Origin of the sequence: Shewanella sp. SM95 (assembly GCF_025653595.1) — a bacterium.
Classification (GTDB): Bacteria; Pseudomonadota; Gammaproteobacteria; order Enterobacterales; family Shewanellaceae; genus Shewanella; species Shewanella oncorhynchi.
The window spans coordinates 29,695-50,385 of sequence record NZ_JAKKSE010000026.1; the positions used below are offsets into that span (position 1 = coordinate 29,695).

Here is a 20,691-nt window from a genome sequence, read left to right on the forward strand (position 1 = left end):
ATTTTTTAAGGATTTAACGCCGCAATAAAGGGCGAGCGCTAGCGAGTCCAGCCCACGCCTTTTGTGGGCGATTTTTAATTGCCTTGTGTACGCCCAGCATGGGCATGAACTAATGAGGTGAAAGTCCTCTGTAGGAAGGTCACCGTTCAATAACATACTGTTATTAAACGTTAACTACTAGCGAATGGCAAGGGCTTATCCGTGAGGATTGGTCTGGAGGAAGCCGCTAGCAAATTTGCGAGCTGATGAACAAGAACATCATATGAGGCGTAGGCTAGAGGTGAGTTGGCACAAGACGACGAAACCACGTGATCTAATGGCCACCGTAAATGATGCAGCAGTGCAAAGAAAGTTCATGCTCTTATCTGGGGAGATCTGCTTAACACGCGATCGGTCAATAACCAGTCAGGCTCTGGTTTATAAGTGCCTTGGCTTTTCAGTATCATCGACTGAAAAGAGCGAACCAGATGAAAACCGATAGCGCATGACGGGGCAACTCGGCATGTGATTAAGCAGAAGTCAGCAGACGGCATAGTAGCCCAACGCCCATCGTAATGGTTGGGATATGGTGAAGGCCTGAACATTTAGAAGAAGGAGGAGTCTTGTCAAACTTGTCGATACCCACTACGTCGCCAGACGATTACTATCAGCAGCGTATTGATCTGCAACCGGCCTTCAACAGCGATTTATTTCAACAACTACTCGAACCTGAGAATTTACACCGAGCGTGGCGTCAAGTTAAAGCCAATAAAGGCGCGGCAGGCATCGATGGCATGACCATCGAAGCCTTCCCGCTCTGGATGCAACAAGGCGGCTGGCAACAGTGTAAAACTCAACTTGAGCTAGGTGAGTATCAACCCTCAGCAGTCAGACGCGTAGAGATCGACAAACCCGATGGCGGTAAACGCAAACTAGGGATCCCTAACGTCATTGACCGTGTGATACAGCAAGCCATTGCTCAAATTCTCACGCCGTTGTTTGACCCTTTCTACTCGGCTAATAGCTTCGGCTTTAGACCGAACAGGAATGCCAAACAAGCGGTACTGCAAGTAAGGGATATCATCAAACAGAAACGCAAATTTGCCGTCGATGTTGATCTATCCAAGTTCTTTGATCGAGTAAATCACGACCTGTTGATGACTCAATTGAGGATTAAGGTACAGGATAAGCGTCTGCTGGCGCTTATTGGTAAATACCTGCGTGCTGGCGTGATGATCAACGACCAATTTGAAGCAAGCTTCGAAGGCGTGCCTCAAGGCGGCCCACTCTCGCCATTACTCTCTAACATTATGCTGGATAGTCTGGATAAAGAGCTGGAAAGCCGAGGGCATAAATTCGCCCGCTACGCGGACGACTTTATCATTTTGGTAAGGTCTATTCGCGCGGGGGAACGGGTACTAAAGAGCATTACTCGCTACCTTGCCACTAAGCTAAAACTGGTTGTTAATGAACGGAAAAGCCAAGTGGTTAAGGTAGGTCAAAGCAAGTTCCTAGGGTTTACATTTAACCGCGGGAAGATCCAGTGGCATGCTAAAACATTGCACATTTTCAAACAAAAGATGAGGCGACTAACGAACCGAAATTGGGGCGTGAGTATGAGTTATCAGCTGTTTAAAATGCGTCAATACATGCAAGGTTGGATCAACTACTTTGGCATAGCCAATGCCTACCAAGGATGTGTCGATTTAGACCATTGGATCCGTCGTCGTGTTCGTATGTGCTACTGGCGTCAGTGGCGAAAACCACGGACTAAGGTACAAAACTTACTTAAACGTGGCGTTAGGATCCAAGCAGCTGTTGCTTGTGGTATTACAAGTAAAGGCCCTTGGCGTAGCTCTAAAACACCCGGGATACAGCAAGCGCTGAATAATGACTATCTTAAGAAAGCAGGTTTATGTTCACTGAGAGATGGATGGATTGCAGTTCATTATCCTAACCAGAAAGTGAGTTAGGCGTTCTAAATGAACCGCCCTGTGCGGAGCCGCATGCAGGGTGGTGTGGGGGCTGGAGGCTAGATACCTCCGGCTACCCGATTAGGCGATTTTAAAGTCACCTGTTTTCTTTGTGAAATATTCGCAATTTGATCTAGCGGATCCGACAATGCTTTTATGCCTATATCGATTTGCCCTTGATCATATCCAAGATCCTTCATGACTTTTATTTGTTGTTCTAGTAGATCTAGCTTGGCGGAGGCCACCTTTACTTCGTTCATCTCGTTATCGTGACGAAGTTGGGTCTCCTTTGCTTCTCTATCCAATCTATTTTGATAAGTTAAATCTTTAATCAATCCTCTAACTTGAATAATAATTTTGTCCAGACCGAGAAGGTTGAAATCGCCAGGCGAATGAATTTCTACCGACTTTATCTGCAATCTTTCCTCTATAGGAATTCTTGACAACGAACCATAAAGCGCATTCTTTAACTTAACTGGGCTCTTCTTCTCTCTTATGTCTTCTAATACGGCTAGTCGGTTATATAAAATGTTCAATTGATGAAAGAAGGTATAGAAATCTTCCACTGACCAATCTTCTACAGCATAAAATCCAATTTCATCGATTTCTTTTTTCATTCACTCTTCCGTCTAAATTTTATGAGCGCCTAACGCCTGTTTAAGAGCCAAAGTCAATTCCTGCGGAAATTAACTCGCCGCTTTCACCTCCTTTATGAGACTCAAGATAAACCTTTTTGCAAGCATGGTCGGGATACCGCCCAAAACCAGCGCTACTAAGGTGAACCCAATCATATCATCATTTCTCTCGAGGAAGGCGATCGTGAATAAAAAGGTCAAGATCGTGCAAAATCCAGTGGCCTGGAGGAGTTCCATAAGCAAGGGCTTAAATTGCATCTATTAGTTCCTTGTGTGTGGGGGGGAGTAATGCCTAACGCCTTGCTAAGCGGCTAAGTAACAGTTGTCCTTAGTCGCGAAGCGATGGCCAACTGTTACGCGTCCGTTTGAGCAACTTGTTAAATAGTTTTTGAGCTAAATAAACTATCAAAATCAGGGTGATTAATGATTTTACCTATTAGCTCTTGTACTGTTGGTAGGAAAGATTTTGGCATATCCGAGCCACAAGCAATTCCCCCCATAAAACTAGCGCTGTATTCTCGCTTGTGATGGATACTAAAACTTTTACCGCTTGCATTGGAGATTGTTAAATCAAAAGTCCAATGAGCATCTGTTACGCCAGAGCTAACATCTGTATCATTTAAATGCCCCTTAATCAAGATTTCAGAATCTTTTGAATAAGCACCAGCCATTTTCAATTCTTCTATCATTGCATCTTGAATATAACCTTCAAATGAGCGTCCATCAGTCATTTCTACGTTATTGGCTAATCGGCACTGAACCTTGTAATTAGTTTTAGTCGCAGTGAACTTATCAACGTTTAATTTGTTTTGAAATGTTTTTATTTTAATTTGATTGTCAGCTGTAGCCGTATATCTATCAACTGGGATTGCACACCCCGTCATCAATAATATGATAGATAAAAAAAGTCCTAATTTAATTTTACTCAAGTGATTTACTCCATAGTTAGTTGAATCTATTTAACATTTTATTAGTGCGCATGCGCGTTTACCTCGTTGGACCAGTGAAAACGCGCACAGTTAACTACTTGTATTGCAAATAACTTATCAGCTTCTCTTCAAATATACTATCTGGAAAAACGCGCATGCGCGTTTTCCAAACCTATTATCTCAAATCGCAAACACATAACATATTGATATAAATTAATTATATGAATTAGCACACGTACAAACGCGCAAAATTTTTTCACTATTTTCCTTGATATCCGGGAATTTCAAATAATACTGTATAAAATAACAGTATTTAAGGACGAGGGTTATCATGAGTCTAAAAAGCCCATTTCTAAGCGGCCTTCAAGAAGAAATGCGTATGCGTGGTTACAGTATTAGAACGGAAAAAACCTATCTCTATTGGATCAAGGCCTTTATTAACTTTCACGACAAGCGTCACCCTGAAACAATGGGAACGGAAGAAGTTACACAATTTTTAACCTTCCTTGCCAATCAACGAAATGTGGCCATCAACACACAAAAAATTGCACTTAACGCATTAGCCTATTTGTATCAGAAGCATTTGCACCATGAGCTTGGGGATTTAGGTTTTTGCTATGCCACTAAACAGAGACATTTACCGACAGTGTTATCCCCATTAGAAATCTCACTAATACTAAATGAACTTGATGGCCGCGATAGGCTAATAATAGAACTACTCTATGGTAGTGGACTAAGAGTTTCAGAATGCCTCAGGTTACGTATCCAAGATATTGATATTGAGAGAGCTTCGCTGACCGTTAGAGACGGTAAAGGACATAAAGATAGGCAAACCATCCTCAGCCATAGATGCGCAGAAAAGCTCACTACATATATTGAAAAGGCTATTAAAATTCAACAGAATGATAACCAGCAAGGGATAGGTCCATCTCTGCCAAATGCATTAGAACGTAAGTATCCCAATGCGTTTAGGCAACACGGGTGGATGTTTATTTTCCCTTCCAGCACAACCTGTATCAATCCTTATACAGGAACACTTTGCAGGCATCATTTACATCAAAGTGTTATTCGTAAAGCGCTCGGGAATGCCGTGCGTAATATTCAAATGAATAAACGCGTCACCTGCCATACGTTTAGGCATAGCTTCGCAACCCATTTACTTCAAGCTGGTCGTGATATAAGAAGTGTTCAAGAGTTACTGGGCCACAATGACGTTAGTACCACACAAATCTATACACATGTACTTGGCCAACATTTTGCGGGGACAACTAGCCCGTTAGACACATTATAAATGTCAGAGTCCTTTCGAAACTCAGAAGCATTACTAAAATTTGGTCTACTTACAGCTTGTAGAGTTAATTGTCAGTAGCCCCGATAACGCGCAATGGGGCAAAAATGTGCTAACTCTTAATCCGCACATTCACCAAAAGAGCCAAAAAATATCAAACTATTATATAAATGATCAAACATTATTAAGAATTATCAAACTATTATATAAACGCACAATCGTTCAGGGTATCGTCATTATCGCTATCGGGGATGACGCCATTGCGCTTGAGCATCGATGGTTGAAACGTAGTGATTACTACTTAGACCCGACATTTTGTTTCTTTAACAGCACGAGCAAGCATGATGACACATGCGTCTTGGGTTACTATCAACAAATTGAAATCGATACTCAAGTTGGTGCTAACGATTCACTGTCTGAAATTTCAAGCCTTTTAGTGCATACCTTGGCAAAACAACGAGCTACCGCCTAAAGCTGATTTCACCTTTTCCTTTGCTACCCACTTTACCGAGGCCTCAACCACCTCGGTTTTTTTATGCGCCGATTTCACCGTTCCAAAAAAATCCCGCCGAGGGGGCGGGATTCTCAACAGGATCAAAACTAATTAATAAGAGTAGCTTTTCTCAATTGAATTTGAGTAAGCGCCAGAGTCATCCACGCCTCTAGCGATAATCACAGCACTATAACCAGTTGACTTACTTACGTAAATATAAGAGCCAATGTAGGGTGATACTTCACCGTTAATGTTCCACTCGTATTTCGCCATCTTACCATCTTCGTCAGTACATATCAGATCGAGTCGGAGAATGTTGGAATAATTGCTTTCCTTCACGTTACATTTGGGTTCTACGTTTTTGGCAACGGGGATTTCCATTTCGTACTCCCGTTGGATGTTGAATACGGATGTCATAACCGCTTTTAGTTTGTGAACACCCGCTTCAACACCACTTACCATCACCCTCAGATTGGTAGGCTCCACCAGCTTGCCATCTAGATACCAACTAACCGTGTTGATTCTGTCTAATGGATGTCCCATTTTGCCTGACAAGTTTGCTATCACGGTTAATGGCTCGCGCATCATAGTGTTGCTATAACGTGGCTCAATGCTCAACTGGGGCTCCGGCGCTTGGTTTGTGCCGATATAGCTTGAAATCACCTTAGCGTTTCCTCTGTTATCGGTGACCGTAGCTTGAACATTCTCGGTTCCCGCTTTCGTCACATTGAAAACCACTTGCTTATCTGACTTACGAACCACTTCAAATGTCTCAGGGATTTTCCATTCTACTGAGAAAGTCACTCCTGAATAGTAAGGAGGGAGATCTGTCGGTGTGTTAATCAACATTGAACCAGAAGTTGGGGCGTAACTACTGTTCGTTTTGCTGATGATCTCAAAAGATGGGAAAGTATATCTCCATGCAGCAGGCGTTAACCGTTTCAGGTTTTCTGTCTCTGCCTGATACCCCTCTGCCCATGCTCTGACTTGAAGTGTAACCAGCTTATTAGTGACATCTGCCGCTGTTGGGGTGTAAGTAATAGATGGTGATAGAGTTTTAGTACCGTCCGGCAAAGTCCATTCTGTAATGATTGGAGTACCTGCGGCAGTATCAGCTAAGGTAGTTGTCACATCTAGTGTGTAGGGTACACCTTCTTCCATCGCCTTGATTACTGGCAACGACATTCTCACAGGTTGTAATCGTGCAGCTCGTACAATCTTAGTAGCCTTCGAGAATCTAGCATCACCAGCCAGCTCAGTATTCACGTAAGCAGCGCGAGCATAAACGTTATAGCGAGTATCCTTGTCCATTGTTAATGTAAAACTATCATCACCATTAACCCAGTTCACAGCATCTAAAGACCATTGGACCTCCGTTGAAGTCAAGTCGATAGATTCGTCATTATCCAGAAGTTTGTACTCACCAGTTTCACCACTATGCAATGCACTAACCCCTTCAATCTTCAGATCAGGTTGCTCGTACACCAACACCTCTTGAAAATCAGTGGTTGTTCTAATTCCACTGTATTTGTTCGCAATCTGCGCTCTAAATTGGTAGATCCCTTTTGTCGATAACAGGATTTGAACAAAGTCTTTGTTAGTGGCAATTTCTTCCCACGTACCGCCACTATCTTTCGACATTTCCCAAGTCACGTCGCCTTTAGCACGACGGTCATCTAGTGTATTAGGTACGTATAGCAGTTGAGCCGCGAATGGCGCTTTACTCGCCATGCGCTTTATCTGGATATCTCCGTCAATAGCCTCACCTTTATAAATCTGGAAAAATGCAGAATTACTCTTAATCGTTTTTTGGTAATCAGCCAGTTTACTATCCACAGTCACAAGAGCCACTAAGCGAGAACTGCCAATAGAAAAGTCCTTTAATGGGATTTCCGCAGATGCCACACCTTCACTGTTAAGCTTTAATGGATCTGTTAGGTTTTGATAGCTAGTACCTTCTTTGTTTCGCGACTCCAATGCAATGACTGCAGACCAATCACCCATAGTATCTTTATCGTAAGTCATTTTTCGAGTTAAGAAGTCCAGAGAGCCAATACTCACTTTAGCAGTGATCGTAGACTGAGTGTTTTGAAGTACCTCGGGGGTTTCTAGCTTCGCTACAATAGTGTTAGCTGGCACAGTCAGAACTTTAACCTTCTTAGTTCCTAACGCGGTTTTGTCCCCGGTGTACTGAGCTTTTAACTCAATATCTCTTGAGGTCCACAAGGCAGATGCCCCCACACTTAAAACTTTACCAATCCGCTTTTTAGACTGAGCAGAGCCTGATTGTGTGTAAGGGTATGACACCTGAGAGCCATCACTGCTGGTGATTGAAAAAGTTAAATCACCGTTAATAAACTCAGCTGACGTGGTGGTAATCACCCCACCATCAACTGTCGTCGTAAAAATGTCAGGTTTAAATTCACGGTATTTAGCAACAGTTACTACTGGCGGCTCCGGCTCAGTCACTTTAAATACTTGCGAACCCACAAAGCTGAGCGCTTCTGAGTTTTTTCGGTTGATCATCCAAACCTTGTACTTAGCCTCGTTAAGTGAGGATGTACTGGTCGCTTTTTGGAACGTACCCGCGAGCACTTGCTGAGAGTTAGACCATTGAGAGCCGGTGCCATCAGGGAATAGTAGCCATTCTATAAAACAGCGATAATTTAACTGACCACCAGCTTTACGTGCCTGCTCAGCTGAGGCATACATGCGACAACCAACCCCCTCGGTGTTTTTGAGTGGCATAGAGACCGCTTGAACACCTCTTCTATAAGTCTGGCTTCTGTCGTCAATCTGCCATTTTACTGGCATATATCGAATTGAGACTTCCTGAACTGATGTGTTACCAGCATTATCTTGGACTACCACGGATAGTAATTTATCAGTATTGGGCTCTAATGGAGTATCTGGAGTTTTGAGCATTTTTAAATACTCAATCCCTTCATCAATACCATCTCCAAGAACTGATTGGCCATCCACTGACGCAGCAATTACCTTCCCCCCACCAGACATGGAATCAACAGCCGCAACGAGAATATCATCAAAGAAATAAATAGGGTCGGCAGCATTAACAATGCCGCCGTTAGTGTTGTAAATCCTGATAGTTGGAGGATTTCTATCGATGTTACTGGACTCACCTACGACACCTTCCCATGTGTTGCTGTAAGCGTCCGTCAACGTCGCGTATGGGATGTAAACGCCATCTGGAAGTGAAGACAGGTCAAACTCGAATGCCCATACATCCGTATGCTGCTCAACGAGCTTAGGGCTCAGCTTAAGTTCTCCCGAAGGTAAGGTAATAACATCGGTAGAGAGAATGTCATTTCCAGCCAGGTTATAGCTTGGTTGTTTAATTGAATACTGTGGATCTGGTTTTAACGTAATAGTCGCCTGTGGATGCCACCACGTACCGGATTTACCCGCGTGAGGGGTAGCTACTGTTAATAGCGCTTTTTCGTTCTCGATAGTTAGTGTCGTGCCGTCTGCAAATGTTTTAGTGATTGGCACCTCGTTACCCGAGGCCACCGCTTGCATCATATAATCGTCGAGTGTCGCGGTCCTGAAGTCCCACGCGAGATTGTATTGCGACTGATATTGGCCATTGATGGTTTTGAAATAGCCATTATCCGAATCCACGCTAATGCTGTAGTTGGTTGAGCCCGTCGAACTGCTTGTGTCGGTGACAATAGTCGTGCCAGCTGTGGACATGGTACATGATGTGCTGCCAATCGGGATGGTACACGCCCCGAGACTCGGCGCATTAACTACTTGGGTATATGGCCTTGAATCGGTCTTAACTTGGACGGTTTTGAGGATGTTTCCCTTGCTGTTGCTGGTTACGTCCGAGCCTAACTGGATACCAGTGGTTAAGTCACTTACGATTTCAACGATGTTTGGGGAAATAGCTTGCGCCGCTTCCACAGTCATCGAGCCTGTTTCAACCAGCACTTTTTCACTGCCACTGCCAGAATAAATACTTACGGTATACCCGATGATGTTATTGCCAGAGTTATTAAAGTAACCCTGAATACCATCGCTGTAAGTGCTTAACCCTGATGGCAAGCTCCACTCCAGTAAACAGAGCATGTTACCTTGGGACTGCGTAAAGGCTTTTGCCGCCGCTACATCCGTCGTTAAGCTACAACCCGCACCGGTTCCTTGAGTTGGTTTGATTTGCACCTGCTGGACGTTAGCCACCACTCCTGAAGGTGGGGTCAAGACGATTTCGGGCATTTTTGCAGACAGTTCACCAGTGATGGTTACACCGGATACAGCTAAAGCGTTAAATGACCACGCCGATTGCGCTAGTATAAGTAGCGCTATAGCGGATTTACTGAAAGTTAAGTCGCGCATTCTGAACCCAACATTTTTTTATGATTACATAGGTTATCAGAATTATATAAATGGATAAATTTATTTACCCCTTTTTTGAGCAATTAATGGGAATTTTGCGATGAATTAATGCACATTAAATTAATCAAATGTGCTTATAATACCAAGGAGATCCCAATATGGGATCTCCTTATGGAGTTGGGAAATTAATTGACTGATGCGGTGAGTTGTAGCGAGTTTATGGCTTGGGAGATTGCGGCAAAGTTATTCACCACTTTGACCATTTCACCACCATTGCGATAAAACAGCGTCGGCGTACCTTGGATGCCCAGTGTACCCATGAGCTCAGAGTTTTGGATGATGGCCATCTTAGTTTCTGGGGTTGGAGTTGCAGTGGCATAAGCAGCTTTAGTTTGCTTCGCCTCTTCGTGCTTCCACACCGCCTCCTTACCGCCATCAATCATGGCTTGGATTGCTGGGACAGAGTTGGCGCTGATCCACGCTAACGGCACCAAGCGCACATCCAACTGTTTGCTTTCAATCTCGGGTTTCAAACGTGCGAGTAAGCTACTGCAAGCACTACAGAAGGGTTCAAAGAATACATAAATCGCTTTCTCAGCTGACGCTTGTTCATAGCCCAGTTGAATGTATTTCGCCGCAGTGAGACTTTGCCAATCCTGCTCAGTGTAAGTTTGCTGAGCAACAGGTGCGCGTTGTGCTCGACCTGCTTGTTGTGGCTGATTCCTATCGGCTTCGGAGATGCCCAGCGTCGTCGCCCACTGCTCCGTTAAGTTGACGCCATTCGCATCCACCAGACCACCAGCAATAACAAAGTCGCCCGTGCTCCAATAAATTTGTTTTTGGCCACTCAGATCCACCAGCCAACCCGTGATATTTTGCGAACCGTCGGTGACACTCCATTTCTGGATCACTTTGTTATTGGCGTTACTGCTTAACAAAGTTGCTAGGGCCGGAGGGCCATCTTTGGCGACACCCGTTGGTAGTGATGTTTTATAGCTGTTGAACTGGCTCACTACCCAAACGAGAAGGGCAAGAGCCAAGATGACAATAAATGCGATGAACGATTTTTTACTTAACGATTGTAGTTTCATACCTTACCCATAAACCATAAAGCTCTTGAGTTAATAAAATTGTGTTGATTCTGACCTAACTTGAGGTATCAATCAACTCAATTGCATCGTTTAAATCATCAAGATTGATTTTGTAACCGAACAAATATCGCTGATTAACTCCCGTTTGCGAGCGACCTGATTTGGTTAAATCGCCAAATCCTCTTAATTTCATGTCCTCAATCGCTAGCGTCACGCCATGAGAAATTTGAGAAATTAACTCTAGCCTATCCTTTGATTTTGGGCTTATTTCAAGGGGTAACAGTAAATCAAAGTACCCTACCCCTCCGTGCCTTGCTAAGCGCCCTCTAAGCTGATGGAGTTGGACGAGACCTAGCCTGTCTGGATTCATCACAATGCAGTGGGTTAACCCTTTAATCGTCAGCCCAGTTTCAACTAATGTCGTCGCTACCAGCACGTTTGCATCACCCGTATTGAGCGCATCGATTGCCGCAGCATTTTCTTCGTTTGTTAGCCCTCCATGCGCCAGAACTACCCCGCTACCATCCGGCAGGACGTGACGATTACTATGGATGAATCGGCACCATTTCTCGTATGCCTCTGTCGCATTCTGAATATCCGCAAATGCCTCACACTTGCTTTCATCTTTAAGGGCGCAAACGATCAATAACTTTTGGCCGCTTTGAAGCGTTTTTAACGCTCTTATTGCCAAGTCTCGACCTGCGTAATGCTCTAACAAACGACTCTCAATACGCTTATCTACGAAGCAATGCTTTAGCTCGTATACCTTCAGCACTCCATGTTTCAGCAAAGCCGCAGTTCGCGGTACTGGGGTTGCTGTCGATTCCAGTAAATGCGCCCCGTCAGCGCAAAAAAGCTCACGCTGTTCTACTGAAAACTTGTGCTGTTCATCCACGACGGTCAGATCAAATGTGAATGGCCACTGTTTGTGTAAAATCGCCGTGGTACCAATCAACATTCGACATTGGGAAATCTCTTCAATGATCTCCCCTTCAATGACTAACGTCGGGCTGATGTCAGGGTAATACTCAGAGAACTCTCGATGTAACTGACGCGCTAAATTCGAAGTAGGCAGCATAATGGCCACTCGCCCACCAGCATCCACAACTGAGGCGGCACAGGTGCCAATCACACAGCTTTTTCCGGTGCCAACGTCACCAATTAACATCATGTGTTGAGATACTGCCGTGGTCATTTGCGCGACCATACTTAATGCCGCGGATTTTTGTTCCTCGGTCATTTGGAATGGTAACGATTTAATGCGGTTATCTATCGCCTCTGACTCAAACTGCAACGGGACACGCTTTACTCCCCACTGTGACGCCAATTTCTTTGCCTCTGCACCAATGAGGACTGCTGCTAACTTACTAACTTGCCGAATCCGTGCGTAACCTCGTTGAACACAATCGGGGAAATGGATCTCCTGTAACATCTGCTCGATGTTGTCACTCGGGGCTGCACCCAGAAATTGCTTTAGTCGTTTGTTACTTACAGCGGTAGCTGAAAGCAGATCTCTAATCTTGTCAGCACACTCCTTGATAACATCACGTTCTGACAGTAAGCGGCTGAGGAAATCGATTACCTTGGGTTCCGCTTTGCTCCTTCCCTTGGCCAGTTCATAGCACACATGCAACCGCCCTAAATCATCGGGGGCAATAAACTCCTGATTTTTTAAAATCAGTTGTTGGTTTTGATATTCCGGTAAGCCATAGACATAGATAGGGTGATGCTGATTAGCCATCGCGAGCCCGTTGCTCAACGATTTTAGGTTTTCAGCTGTGTCGTAAACGAAGGTTTTCAGTCGGAACCCCTGTTGGTCTGTCAGCTCAACAATGATGAAGGGACTGCGTTTTTTAGTGCGTCCTAACTTGATGTCAGATACGGAGTGAATATGACCGCCGAAAAGCGTCATCCCAGAGAAGCCTTGATAGGGATTCAAGTCATATTGAACAAGGCGTAAATCTTTGTATTGCAGAGGCATTACAAGTCCAACTTGCCATAACTCAGTTATGCCAAACTTGGATAATTGCTCTAAAGACGTGTCTGTCATGCCCCAATCCGATTCGTGTTCTATGTCTCCATTAGATCACGCTTCTTGATTGAGGCAAATTTTGAGAATTAGCTGTTGGGACTAGCACACTGCACGAATTCTTGGAATCCCCTTTTCGTCGGCTGCGCTTCTCTTTCGTCACAGCGTCCTAGGAACTCGATTGGCTTATTAATAACCCCCATACACGAGGCCAACGTCCAGTAGCTCCCAAACGATGCGCTATGACCCGATTGATAGTTGTTATATGCCGTGTGAATTAATCGACGAGTAATTTCAACAGGGATCTGATTGCTACCCTCGGTGTACTCTTTAGCAATATAATAATCAATAATCACCCCTTCTGGATTGACTTCGCTTTCAGCGTACTTAGGTGCCTCTAAACTGCCTGGGATCCATTTAGCCCCAGTCTCATAACCATGTGCGTAATAGCGAAACTGGGCCATAGCAACAGCACAGCTTTCAGCCTCATTAGGCGCGGGTGATGCGAATGCTGGCGCCGTGAACGAATAAAAAACAGCCAACATCAAACCTAACACCATACAATTTATATTTCTCAACATGCGACCCCCATAGTTAAAGTAGTTTATACTAATTAATTTTTTTGTACGGCATAGATACTGATGTACGATTACACTCAATCAGGTGTTTCATGATACTCTTCAGTCTAAGCGTCTAAGCGTCTAAGCGGTTAATTAATGGATGATTTATGGCTAACTACACCATATCGGCTAAATCAATAACTGACGCAACCCAAAGCGCTCAGTTTGATTTACTTATCAAAAATGTCCCCGTACCGGAGATCAGGGAAATTTTGAAGCACGACGATCCCATTAATGAACTTTACCGACTTGTTGGTAATGATGCTGCTCTCGCTGCGTTGTTCCTTCGTGTAGCCAATTCAGCTGCATTACCCGTCATTAAAAACTTTGATGATTTAAAACGTTCAATCACCAAACTAGGAACGCTCAGAAGTGTCAATCTGATCATTACCTACATGCTAAGACAACTGTTGCCTAGCTCCGCTTATGACGTCAGTACTCAACTCATAAACTATTCAATCGACACCGCCATCGCACTCGACTACATTCAGCGCAAACCCAGTTCGTATATCACAGGCATTGCGTTATTCGGTGGAGCTATGCTGGTAGCTGGTTACGCTGATCACATGGGTATTAATGTCACAATTGGTGAATGCACAGCACTCAACCAAGAACTACTTCCTGTGTTCATTCGACACTGGTCATTCCCTGAAGAAACACTGCAAGCAATAGAGCTGTATCTTGCCAATGAACATTCGAGTATCACATTAGCGATTTCCGCTGTTGCCCATAAACATCTGTTATCCCCCTTCCCTGGGGTAGATTCGAGCCTCCCTGAGAGACAGCTTGAAGAAGTTGTTTCCAGTATCAACGCTAATCCATTCTTTTAAGTAAGAACGCGAGGCCTGCGAGCAGCAGGCCTAAGATTCATTTTTGGCGTCGAATCGACGTCGCCATGTCCCGACTAGATCTTTTCCTTCCCTTTCAGCAATCATCTGGCAAGCGGTAAACATATCGACCCCCTTGTCTTTCATCATGATTTCAATCTGTTTTTTCTCGTCTGGAGCGGTAGAGTAAGTCAGTGCTTTAGCCCTTGGCAGATATAGCCTGCCTACAGATTTTGTGCCGCCACTGCATAACAGAACTTCACTGAAAAACGGCCTAACCGTCTTGATATTCCTCAGTAAAAGGTAATCCTGCTCAATGAACTTACCCTCTTTATTGAGTCGGGCCAGTTCCTCACCGTTTTGCATGAGGTAGAATAAGTGAGCCGAGTTACTGGCCATCGCGATACCCGCAGGCGACTCGTTGGCATCCTTCATCGATTGCGAAATACACACACCCAGGCTGTTGTACTTACGGAAACGACGCCAACCAGATTCGAGGAATTTTGCCAGAGTTTGAAGAACCTGACGGGTCTGCTCATCTACACCCTTGTTTTCCTTTAAGAACTCCCACGCTTCATCGAGAATAAAGGCTTTCACAATATGCAGTTGATCATGCCTAAACATTTCCTGCTGAATACGTTGAATACACAGCATGATACACACCGCTTTGAGCTGGTCTGAACCGTTAAGTCCGTCTAGCTCTAACACCACTAAATCCTTCTCAAACTGAATGGGCGGCTTGCTAGGGTTGAACATCCAACTGTTTTGGCCACCGCGTAAGTAACACCAAGGAGTCAATTGGTCGCTGATTTGTTGAACTTCTTCTCGGGGATGTTTAGCACAAGCATCAGCGAAATCGTCAATACTGGTTTCCCTACCCTTCTCGTTCCACAGTTGCATGAGCAATACTGACATTGCAGAGTATTGATAGCTGTTACAGTCTCCAAGTGGGAAAGCCATCAACTTCAGGATGTTCAACAGCATTTCACCTTGAGCGCCTAAATAGTTGTTAGCGTCACTATCTACAACGCCTTCATCAGTATCTTTTTGAGATTCGTCGATACTCTTAAAAGGACATAGGTTAAACGCAAAGCGGTTGTCCGGAATAACCTCTACGAACTGTCCTGCGTACAACTCTGTTGTTTTAACGTATGAGCGACCTGAGTCGATGATGAATACGCGGCCACCATCAGGATCACCGTGGATATTACCAAGTGCATCTGGATAACGGTTTTCTCCGGTTGAAAGTAGACCTTCAATCAAATAGTTAGCAGAGACCGACTTCCCAGCGCCAGAGGTTGCGGTTATAAAGATGTTGTAATTGGAGTCTGACTTTAATGGGTCAAAGGTGATTAACTGACCATCACGGGCAATGTATGTCAGCACAGGGTGTCGCACTGCGTTTCCTGGCCACGATGCCACCATAGGAACGAAGAACTTGACCAAGTTACTAGGGAGAAAGTCAAAGCGTTCAATGAAACTACTGACTTCACTTGAGGTACACATTGGCAGACCATTTAGCCAAGTGAAACGGCCAATCAAGCTATCCACGCCAGCTGACCAACTAAAGCCTTCCATGCGCGTGATTAGTTTTTTAGTGCAGTTCTTAACTGACTTTAAAGTCGGTCCCCACATTTGAAAGTTTAAATGAAAGCGGCAATGCTGAGCCTTTTCTCGCTCTAGATAATGCTCGTAGTATTCAAAATCTTGCAGGCCGTATTTCAAAGACGAAATCCAACGAGCCCACGGACCTTCACCTATCTGTTTGGCCATTAGGCGGCGCTTGGAGTAATCCTTAGCGACTTTCTTAGGGCTCATTTCAACAACAAGGTTGATCATGAAATTGCCGGGAATAGCGCCATCATCCCCTTTCAACCAATCGCCAGTCATTAAATGTAACGTGCCTTGGTAAATGGAATCTGGGAACTCTTTAATGCTCACACTTTGAATAAATCGTGTAGAACCATCTTCCGCTTTAATCGCCATATAATCAGAACCATCGACTTTGACCTCAGTGCCAGGTTCAAGCAACTGCGCACGGATGGGCTGAGTAGAACGGTAACAGCCTTGTCTACCATCTACTTTAATTCCACGGCGCCAAACTGCATTCGGGGATGGGTTGTGGATCATCTGCAATCGGTTAATTAGGATCTCAGGTTGCATTTTGGTCGCTACACCAAAGATTTGTTGTAATGACGCTTCATGGTTGTTAGCCATATCTACAAAATCTTCGACTTCCTCTGTAGTCGGCATGGCTTTCTTGATAGGCACCTTGATTGAGGCCCATACCTCGAAGTTGCGAAGCGGTACACCTTCCATATCTCGCGAAGGGATTGAGGTATCAGCAAGCGCTTTATAATAATCAACCATGTATTCGGTCATATTGTCATTATCAATGACCGTATCGAACCGATTACGCTTGCCACGGCAATGTCGGTAATTGTCTAACACTGTTACTAAGTCGTCTGAAGCCACTAGCGAGAATTGCAGCACAGTCCCTTCTGGATAGACTTTTTTGAAAATCGAATCCAGCGTGGAAATCGTATTTGCACCATAACCACCTGACGGTGGACATAGCCACGTTACGCCAAGGTAACCCCCTTCTAAGATGTAACCAAGATGCTCCCCTTCCTCACTCACAAATTCATCTAAGATTGGGATGATTGAGGAATATTTCTCAATGCCTTGACTATTTTTCCAGTTATTTACAGTTGTCATTTCGCACCCGTGTTAATTGCCGTTAGCGCGTAACGCTTCTTGAACTGCTTTTGGCGCTTGGTCCAAAGTGGCCTTTGCCGCTTCTAGATCAGCATTGAAATTATTACGCCCAGGTTTACCTGTCTTAATGCCAACTCCGTTAATTTCGCTTGGGTTACCCCTTCGCTCTTCTTCAATGGATTGCTGACGAATATAAAGCGGAGTGATTTGAGCAGGCATGTTGAATGCTTCACGGCCATAGGTGTATTTACGGGTTTCAATTTCGGTATAGACATAACCGACGTTCTGTAAACGGCCTTTGTCGTCTTGCCATGGAGCAAATGCAACACGAAGCATTTTGGGCGCCTGTCGAACAGCGATAGGCTCTGGTGCGGGTAATGCACGGTTGTTATCAGCCCTAAACATGTAAGCATTACTGACGTCATTCAGGGTAATTGGTTGGCCGTTAGCGTCCAAGCCATAGCCGGATTGATTGGCCATTGCGCCGGAGATAGCCACTGACTTCTTAGGTACGTTACAGTCAGGGCAATCTTCATCGCTTGCAGCTGCTCGCCGCGCTTTTTCTGCCTCAATGCCGCCTGGTGTATCAGCCAGTTTCAGAATTTCTCTAGTGGTGGTACAGGGTAATCCGCTGTTTTGAGTGTTCACACAAACCGTAGGTTCTTCACCCGTTTCGAACATCGACTGACATCCAAAAAGAGTTGCCAAACTAACTGCGACCATGCCTAATTTTAATGCTCGAGTAATCATTATTTCTCCGTTTGGGAAATGAAATCAGTTAATGAATCGGGTAATCCGACGTTGTGCAGTCCGTGTCCGTTAACGAAATAGGGTAAACGACGGATCTGTAGAAATTGAGTAACCCCAATCGTGGTGGATAGCTTTTTAATGTCGCAGTTTTCGAGGGTTTCTGGGGCTGTGGTGAAATCACTGTTAACTAGCAATCGTAGGGATTCACTTTGGTCTTTGGCGCACCACAGCTCCCTAGCTCTGATCGCAGCCTCTTTACCATTCACTATTGGGGTAAGCAGTAACGCGATTTGCTTACCTTTAATCGAAAGGAGCTTGTTAAATAGGTCAGCGTTTAACTTCGATAAAGGATCTACAAATACAACTAGATCGGGCTCTGTTTTTTCTAAATCACCAATGTAATATGCAGCCATATCCTTCACAGAAACCCCTAAGACCTTATCAATCTTGGCAAGCCATGCCGCCTTTGCGTTGGCTTCAGTTGCTATAGGTGAACGGTTCCAGCCATCGAATACCTCGCCGCCTTTAACGAGTATCCTGCCATCCGTGGAGGCGAGCACTTGAGTACCATCTCGAGAGACCATCATCACCATACCTTTCACTGGAAGCGCTTGAGACCATACGATGTCGTTTAACATCGAGAAAGCATTCTTTATAAGCTCCTTACCCTCACCTTCCGGCATTTTCTCTGGCTGTGTTTGTGCCTGCTTAGCTGATTTGTTAGCCTCTAACAAAGCATCTAAGCCACTGTTGGCCACAGCCAGCGGATGACACAAACCAAGCAATACAGCTAACGCAATTTTGGTTACCTTTTTACTGATATTCATAGCGCTTACAATTTAAAAAATGTGTTGCACATTTCAGCAGTTTTACCTCCACAAGTCAATTTTCAAGTCATTTTTCGAGAATTTCTTGCGCAATAAAATTTGATAGGTATGATGCAGTCATTATTAAAACAACGAGAACTTATAGCTATAAGCTAAAAGCTCACTCCAATAGCCCGCTCATGCGGGCATTTTTTTTGCTCCATTTCTAGAAATTTGCCTCAATTGGAAGCCGTGTAATGATGGTTGCAATTGAAGAGTTAGATTTTTGGAGTGAGTATCATGAGTTCATTTGATTTTGATTTAGATGCGTTAAATTCTGCTATGAACGCATTTTTTGACCCTGCTAGCGTGAGCACGGTTACCATCACCAGCCAGCAAACCTCAAGCATCATCCCCGCAAGCCTGACGCATTTAGTCAAGCCTGGTTATGTGGACGGCAAAGCGCAATTCTTATCTGACACCGGTGAACTTATCGAAGGTGTTTACTCTGACATTCCAAACGATGTGTATCACTCATTAGATGCCATTAGCTCAAGTCAGGTTAAGTGCTATGCAGATAGCCCAATGAAATACGAACAAGCGTATATCAACGGTAAAGGTAAACAGTTCAGCGCCAAATCCCGCGAGTCCGGTGTTCTAAGCCATGAATTAACACTAGAGGGAGCCGATGTATTTAATGCTCGCAGATTTGCCCTGCTCGACTCAGAGCAATTCCCAGATGATCCAAAGTCATTAACCGAACTTAAAGAGGCCTGCGCAGCCAACAAACTAACAACCAGCGGCACCATTGCCGAATTAATCAAACGTCTTGAGCAAGCCAACGCTCCGCAAAGACCGTTTGAGTCGCGTCAATTGGAGTGGATCAAAGCGAACATTGGTGACGAGTGTTTTGCGTTATGCGATACCGAACTGCAGTCTGCGGTGACCTGTGCTGCAATCATTAAATTACTTCAGGATAATCAACACATCGCTCTTAAGGCGCTTAAGCTACCAGTGTCAAGGGAGATGTTTGATAGCGTTATCGGACTCAATCAAGCCATTGAACGCAACGCTCACGCGAACAAATTTTTAAATCGTAAAAACGGTATGGCGGAGGTCGCATTCTTTACAAGAGATCCTGAGACCGGATTGATGCTTAAGTGCAAAGTGGATTGGTTAACAGCCGTTAAAAATTTTATTGTTCCTTGCGATTTGAAAACCACGCGCAGTGCTAACCCAGCGTTAGCTGCCTACCAGTTCGCAGACTTACGCTACGATTTGCAAGCTGTGTTTTACTTAAAAGTGATTAAGCCACATTTGAAAGAAACCGAGTATGCAGAGCGTCTATTCCCACTCATTACCGTTGAAACGGGAGATTGTGCAATTTGTGAAGTGTTTGAGCTTCACGATGATGATTGGACTATCGCTGAGCAAGATTTGCCAATAATTCTTGAGAATATGAAAAATAGCATTAAGAAAAACGAGTACCGAGGCTACACCGAACAAGGCAAGTCTGTTATCAAATTGGCAAGACGTAAATCTTCTCTGGCTGCAACTAGATAGGGAGGAGAAGGAACATGAATCTGCAACTCAAAGCACTTAAGGCCATTTACGACAAAAAACCTCACTTGGTGGCCAAGTACATCTCAGCAGGGCTCACGGGTAATCTATTGAACTTTAGGGATGGTGTTTTGCTGCGTGCGGCAATTACTTCAAATCAGCCTGAGATTGCTAAAGCGATACTAGATGCCGGAGCAAACGGGTTTGTGCTAAAAGGGGAGGCTTATGCAGCAGCGTTTAAGCTAAACAATCCAGCATTGATTGAAATATTGCGGGACTGGGCGGAACGAAATCAGTTAGAGCTTAACACTATACCAGGGCTGGGCAGAAAACTCGGGCTTGATTCGGTGGAATCACTGGTATAAAAAATTAAAATACATATTACTATCAACACCTTAAACGCTAGGCTGCTTGGTGCAGATATTTAGGTTCTATCTAAAAAACGCACCAAACTAAAAACCTCTTAAGTTGTTGTATTTAAAATATATATCCAAGATTTTAACGCTTGATTCCACCGAATCACTCAAAAAAAACCAGCATCACTGCTGGCTTCATTTTCTTAATGGGCCCTCTGTCTCAATTTCGCGCAACAACGATTAAGTTCCGCCAGTTCATAGAACTTCATTGCAGGAAGTCT

The 20,691-nt window shown here is 44.3% G+C and carries 16 protein-coding genes; 6 read left to right on the forward strand and 10 right to left on the reverse strand.

All coding sequences use genetic code 11. From position 1 onward, the window contains the following. Positions 1 to 602: 602 nt before the first annotated feature. Positions 603 to 1,952 carry a group II intron reverse transcriptase/maturase gene (gene ltrA, locus L5M29_RS20460; RefSeq protein WP_263169747.1) on the forward strand — a complete coding sequence of 450 codons (1,350 nt, stop codon included), beginning with the start codon at positions 603 to 605 and terminating at the stop codon, positions 1,950 to 1,952. A 59-nt stretch (positions 1,953 to 2,011) separates the two neighbouring features. Here the strand turns inward: ltrA and L5M29_RS20465 are convergent, their stop codons facing one another. From L5M29_RS20465 to L5M29_RS20475, 3 genes are all read right to left on the reverse strand, one after another. Beyond that, positions 2,012 to 2,569: a hypothetical protein gene (locus tag L5M29_RS20465; protein WP_263169750.1), complete on the reverse strand. Its 558-nt coding sequence runs from the start codon at positions 2,567 to 2,569 to the stop codon at positions 2,012 to 2,014. A gap of 69 nt (positions 2,570 to 2,638) precedes the next feature. Then, positions 2,639 to 2,845 (reverse strand): hypothetical protein, encoded by a 207-nt coding sequence (locus L5M29_RS20470; protein WP_263169753.1) that lies wholly within the window; start codon positions 2,843 to 2,845, stop codon positions 2,639 to 2,641. A gap of 119 nt (positions 2,846 to 2,964) precedes the next feature. Continuing rightward, complete coding sequence (locus tag L5M29_RS20475; protein ID WP_248085094.1) at positions 2,965 to 3,516, reverse strand: hypothetical protein; 552 nt, start codon at positions 3,514 to 3,516, stop codon at positions 2,965 to 2,967. A 331-nt stretch (positions 3,517 to 3,847) separates the two neighbouring features. Here L5M29_RS20475 and L5M29_RS20480 point away from each other — a divergent pair, with 331 nt between their 5' ends. Both L5M29_RS20480 and L5M29_RS20485 read left to right on the forward strand, forming a co-directional pair. After that, a complete protein-coding gene (locus L5M29_RS20480; protein ID WP_014609905.1) occupies positions 3,848 to 4,807 on the forward strand; it encodes an integron integrase in 960 nt (319 codons plus the stop codon). A 106-nt stretch (positions 4,808 to 4,913) separates the two neighbouring features. Continuing rightward, positions 4,914 to 5,276, forward strand: coding sequence for a hypothetical protein (locus L5M29_RS20485; protein WP_263169758.1), 363 nt, complete (start codon positions 4,914 to 4,916; stop codon positions 5,274 to 5,276). A 132-nt stretch (positions 5,277 to 5,408) separates the two neighbouring features. Here the strand turns inward: L5M29_RS20485 and L5M29_RS20490 are convergent, their stop codons facing one another. The 4 genes from L5M29_RS20490 to L5M29_RS20505 form a co-directional block, all read right to left on the reverse strand. Continuing rightward, positions 5,409 to 9,653, reverse strand: coding sequence for an Ig-like domain-containing protein (locus tag L5M29_RS20490; protein WP_263169762.1), 4,245 nt, complete (start codon positions 9,651 to 9,653; stop codon positions 5,409 to 5,411). 185 nt (positions 9,654 to 9,838) lie between these two features. Then, on the reverse strand, positions 9,839 to 10,744 hold the full coding sequence (locus L5M29_RS20495; protein WP_263169764.1) for a thioredoxin fold domain-containing protein: 906 nt from the start codon (positions 10,742 to 10,744) through the stop codon (positions 9,839 to 9,841). A gap of 55 nt (positions 10,745 to 10,799) precedes the next feature. Next, positions 10,800 to 12,794, reverse strand: coding sequence for a helicase-related protein (locus L5M29_RS20500; RefSeq protein ID WP_263169767.1), 1,995 nt, complete (start codon positions 12,792 to 12,794; stop codon positions 10,800 to 10,802). 68 nt (positions 12,795 to 12,862) lie between these two features. Beyond that, positions 12,863 to 13,354, reverse strand: a complete 492-nt coding sequence (locus L5M29_RS20505; protein WP_259216115.1) for a hypothetical protein — start codon at positions 13,352 to 13,354, stop codon at positions 12,863 to 12,865. Positions 13,355 to 13,500: 146 nt separating this feature from the next. Here L5M29_RS20505 and L5M29_RS20510 point away from each other — a divergent pair, with 146 nt between their 5' ends. After that, positions 13,501 to 14,223: an HDOD domain-containing protein gene (locus L5M29_RS20510; RefSeq protein ID WP_263169769.1), complete on the forward strand. Its 723-nt coding sequence runs from the start codon at positions 13,501 to 13,503 to the stop codon at positions 14,221 to 14,223. 30 nt (positions 14,224 to 14,253) lie between these two features. Here the strand turns inward: L5M29_RS20510 and L5M29_RS20515 are convergent, their stop codons facing one another. Genes L5M29_RS20515 through L5M29_RS20525 form a run of 3 tightly spaced genes read right to left on the reverse strand, consistent with a single transcriptional unit; the run spans position 14,254 to position 18,515 of the window. Further along, positions 14,254 to 16,938, reverse strand: a complete 2,685-nt coding sequence (locus L5M29_RS20515; protein WP_259216117.1) for a TraC family protein — start codon at positions 16,936 to 16,938, stop codon at positions 14,254 to 14,256. A gap of 12 nt (positions 16,939 to 16,950) precedes the next feature. Then, complete coding sequence (locus L5M29_RS20520) at positions 16,951 to 17,688, reverse strand: TraV family lipoprotein (RefSeq protein ID WP_263169772.1); 738 nt, start codon at positions 17,686 to 17,688, stop codon at positions 16,951 to 16,953. Next, positions 17,688 to 18,515 carry a hypothetical protein gene (locus L5M29_RS20525; RefSeq protein ID WP_218737355.1) on the reverse strand — a complete coding sequence of 276 codons (828 nt, stop codon included), beginning with the start codon at positions 18,513 to 18,515 and terminating at the stop codon, positions 17,688 to 17,690. Before L5M29_RS20525 ends, L5M29_RS20520 begins: the two co-directional genes overlap by 1 nt. A gap of 279 nt (positions 18,516 to 18,794) precedes the next feature. On the opposite strand from L5M29_RS20525, the gene L5M29_RS20530 reads away from it, so the two are divergent. After that, positions 18,795 to 20,057 (forward strand): PD-(D/E)XK nuclease-like domain-containing protein, encoded by a 1,263-nt coding sequence (locus tag L5M29_RS20530; protein ID WP_263169775.1) that lies wholly within the window; start codon positions 18,795 to 18,797, stop codon positions 20,055 to 20,057. A gap of 14 nt (positions 20,058 to 20,071) precedes the next feature. Next, a complete protein-coding gene (locus tag L5M29_RS20535) occupies positions 20,072 to 20,419 on the forward strand; it encodes a hypothetical protein (protein WP_263169778.1) in 348 nt (115 codons plus the stop codon). Positions 20,420 to 20,691 lie beyond the last annotated feature (272 nt).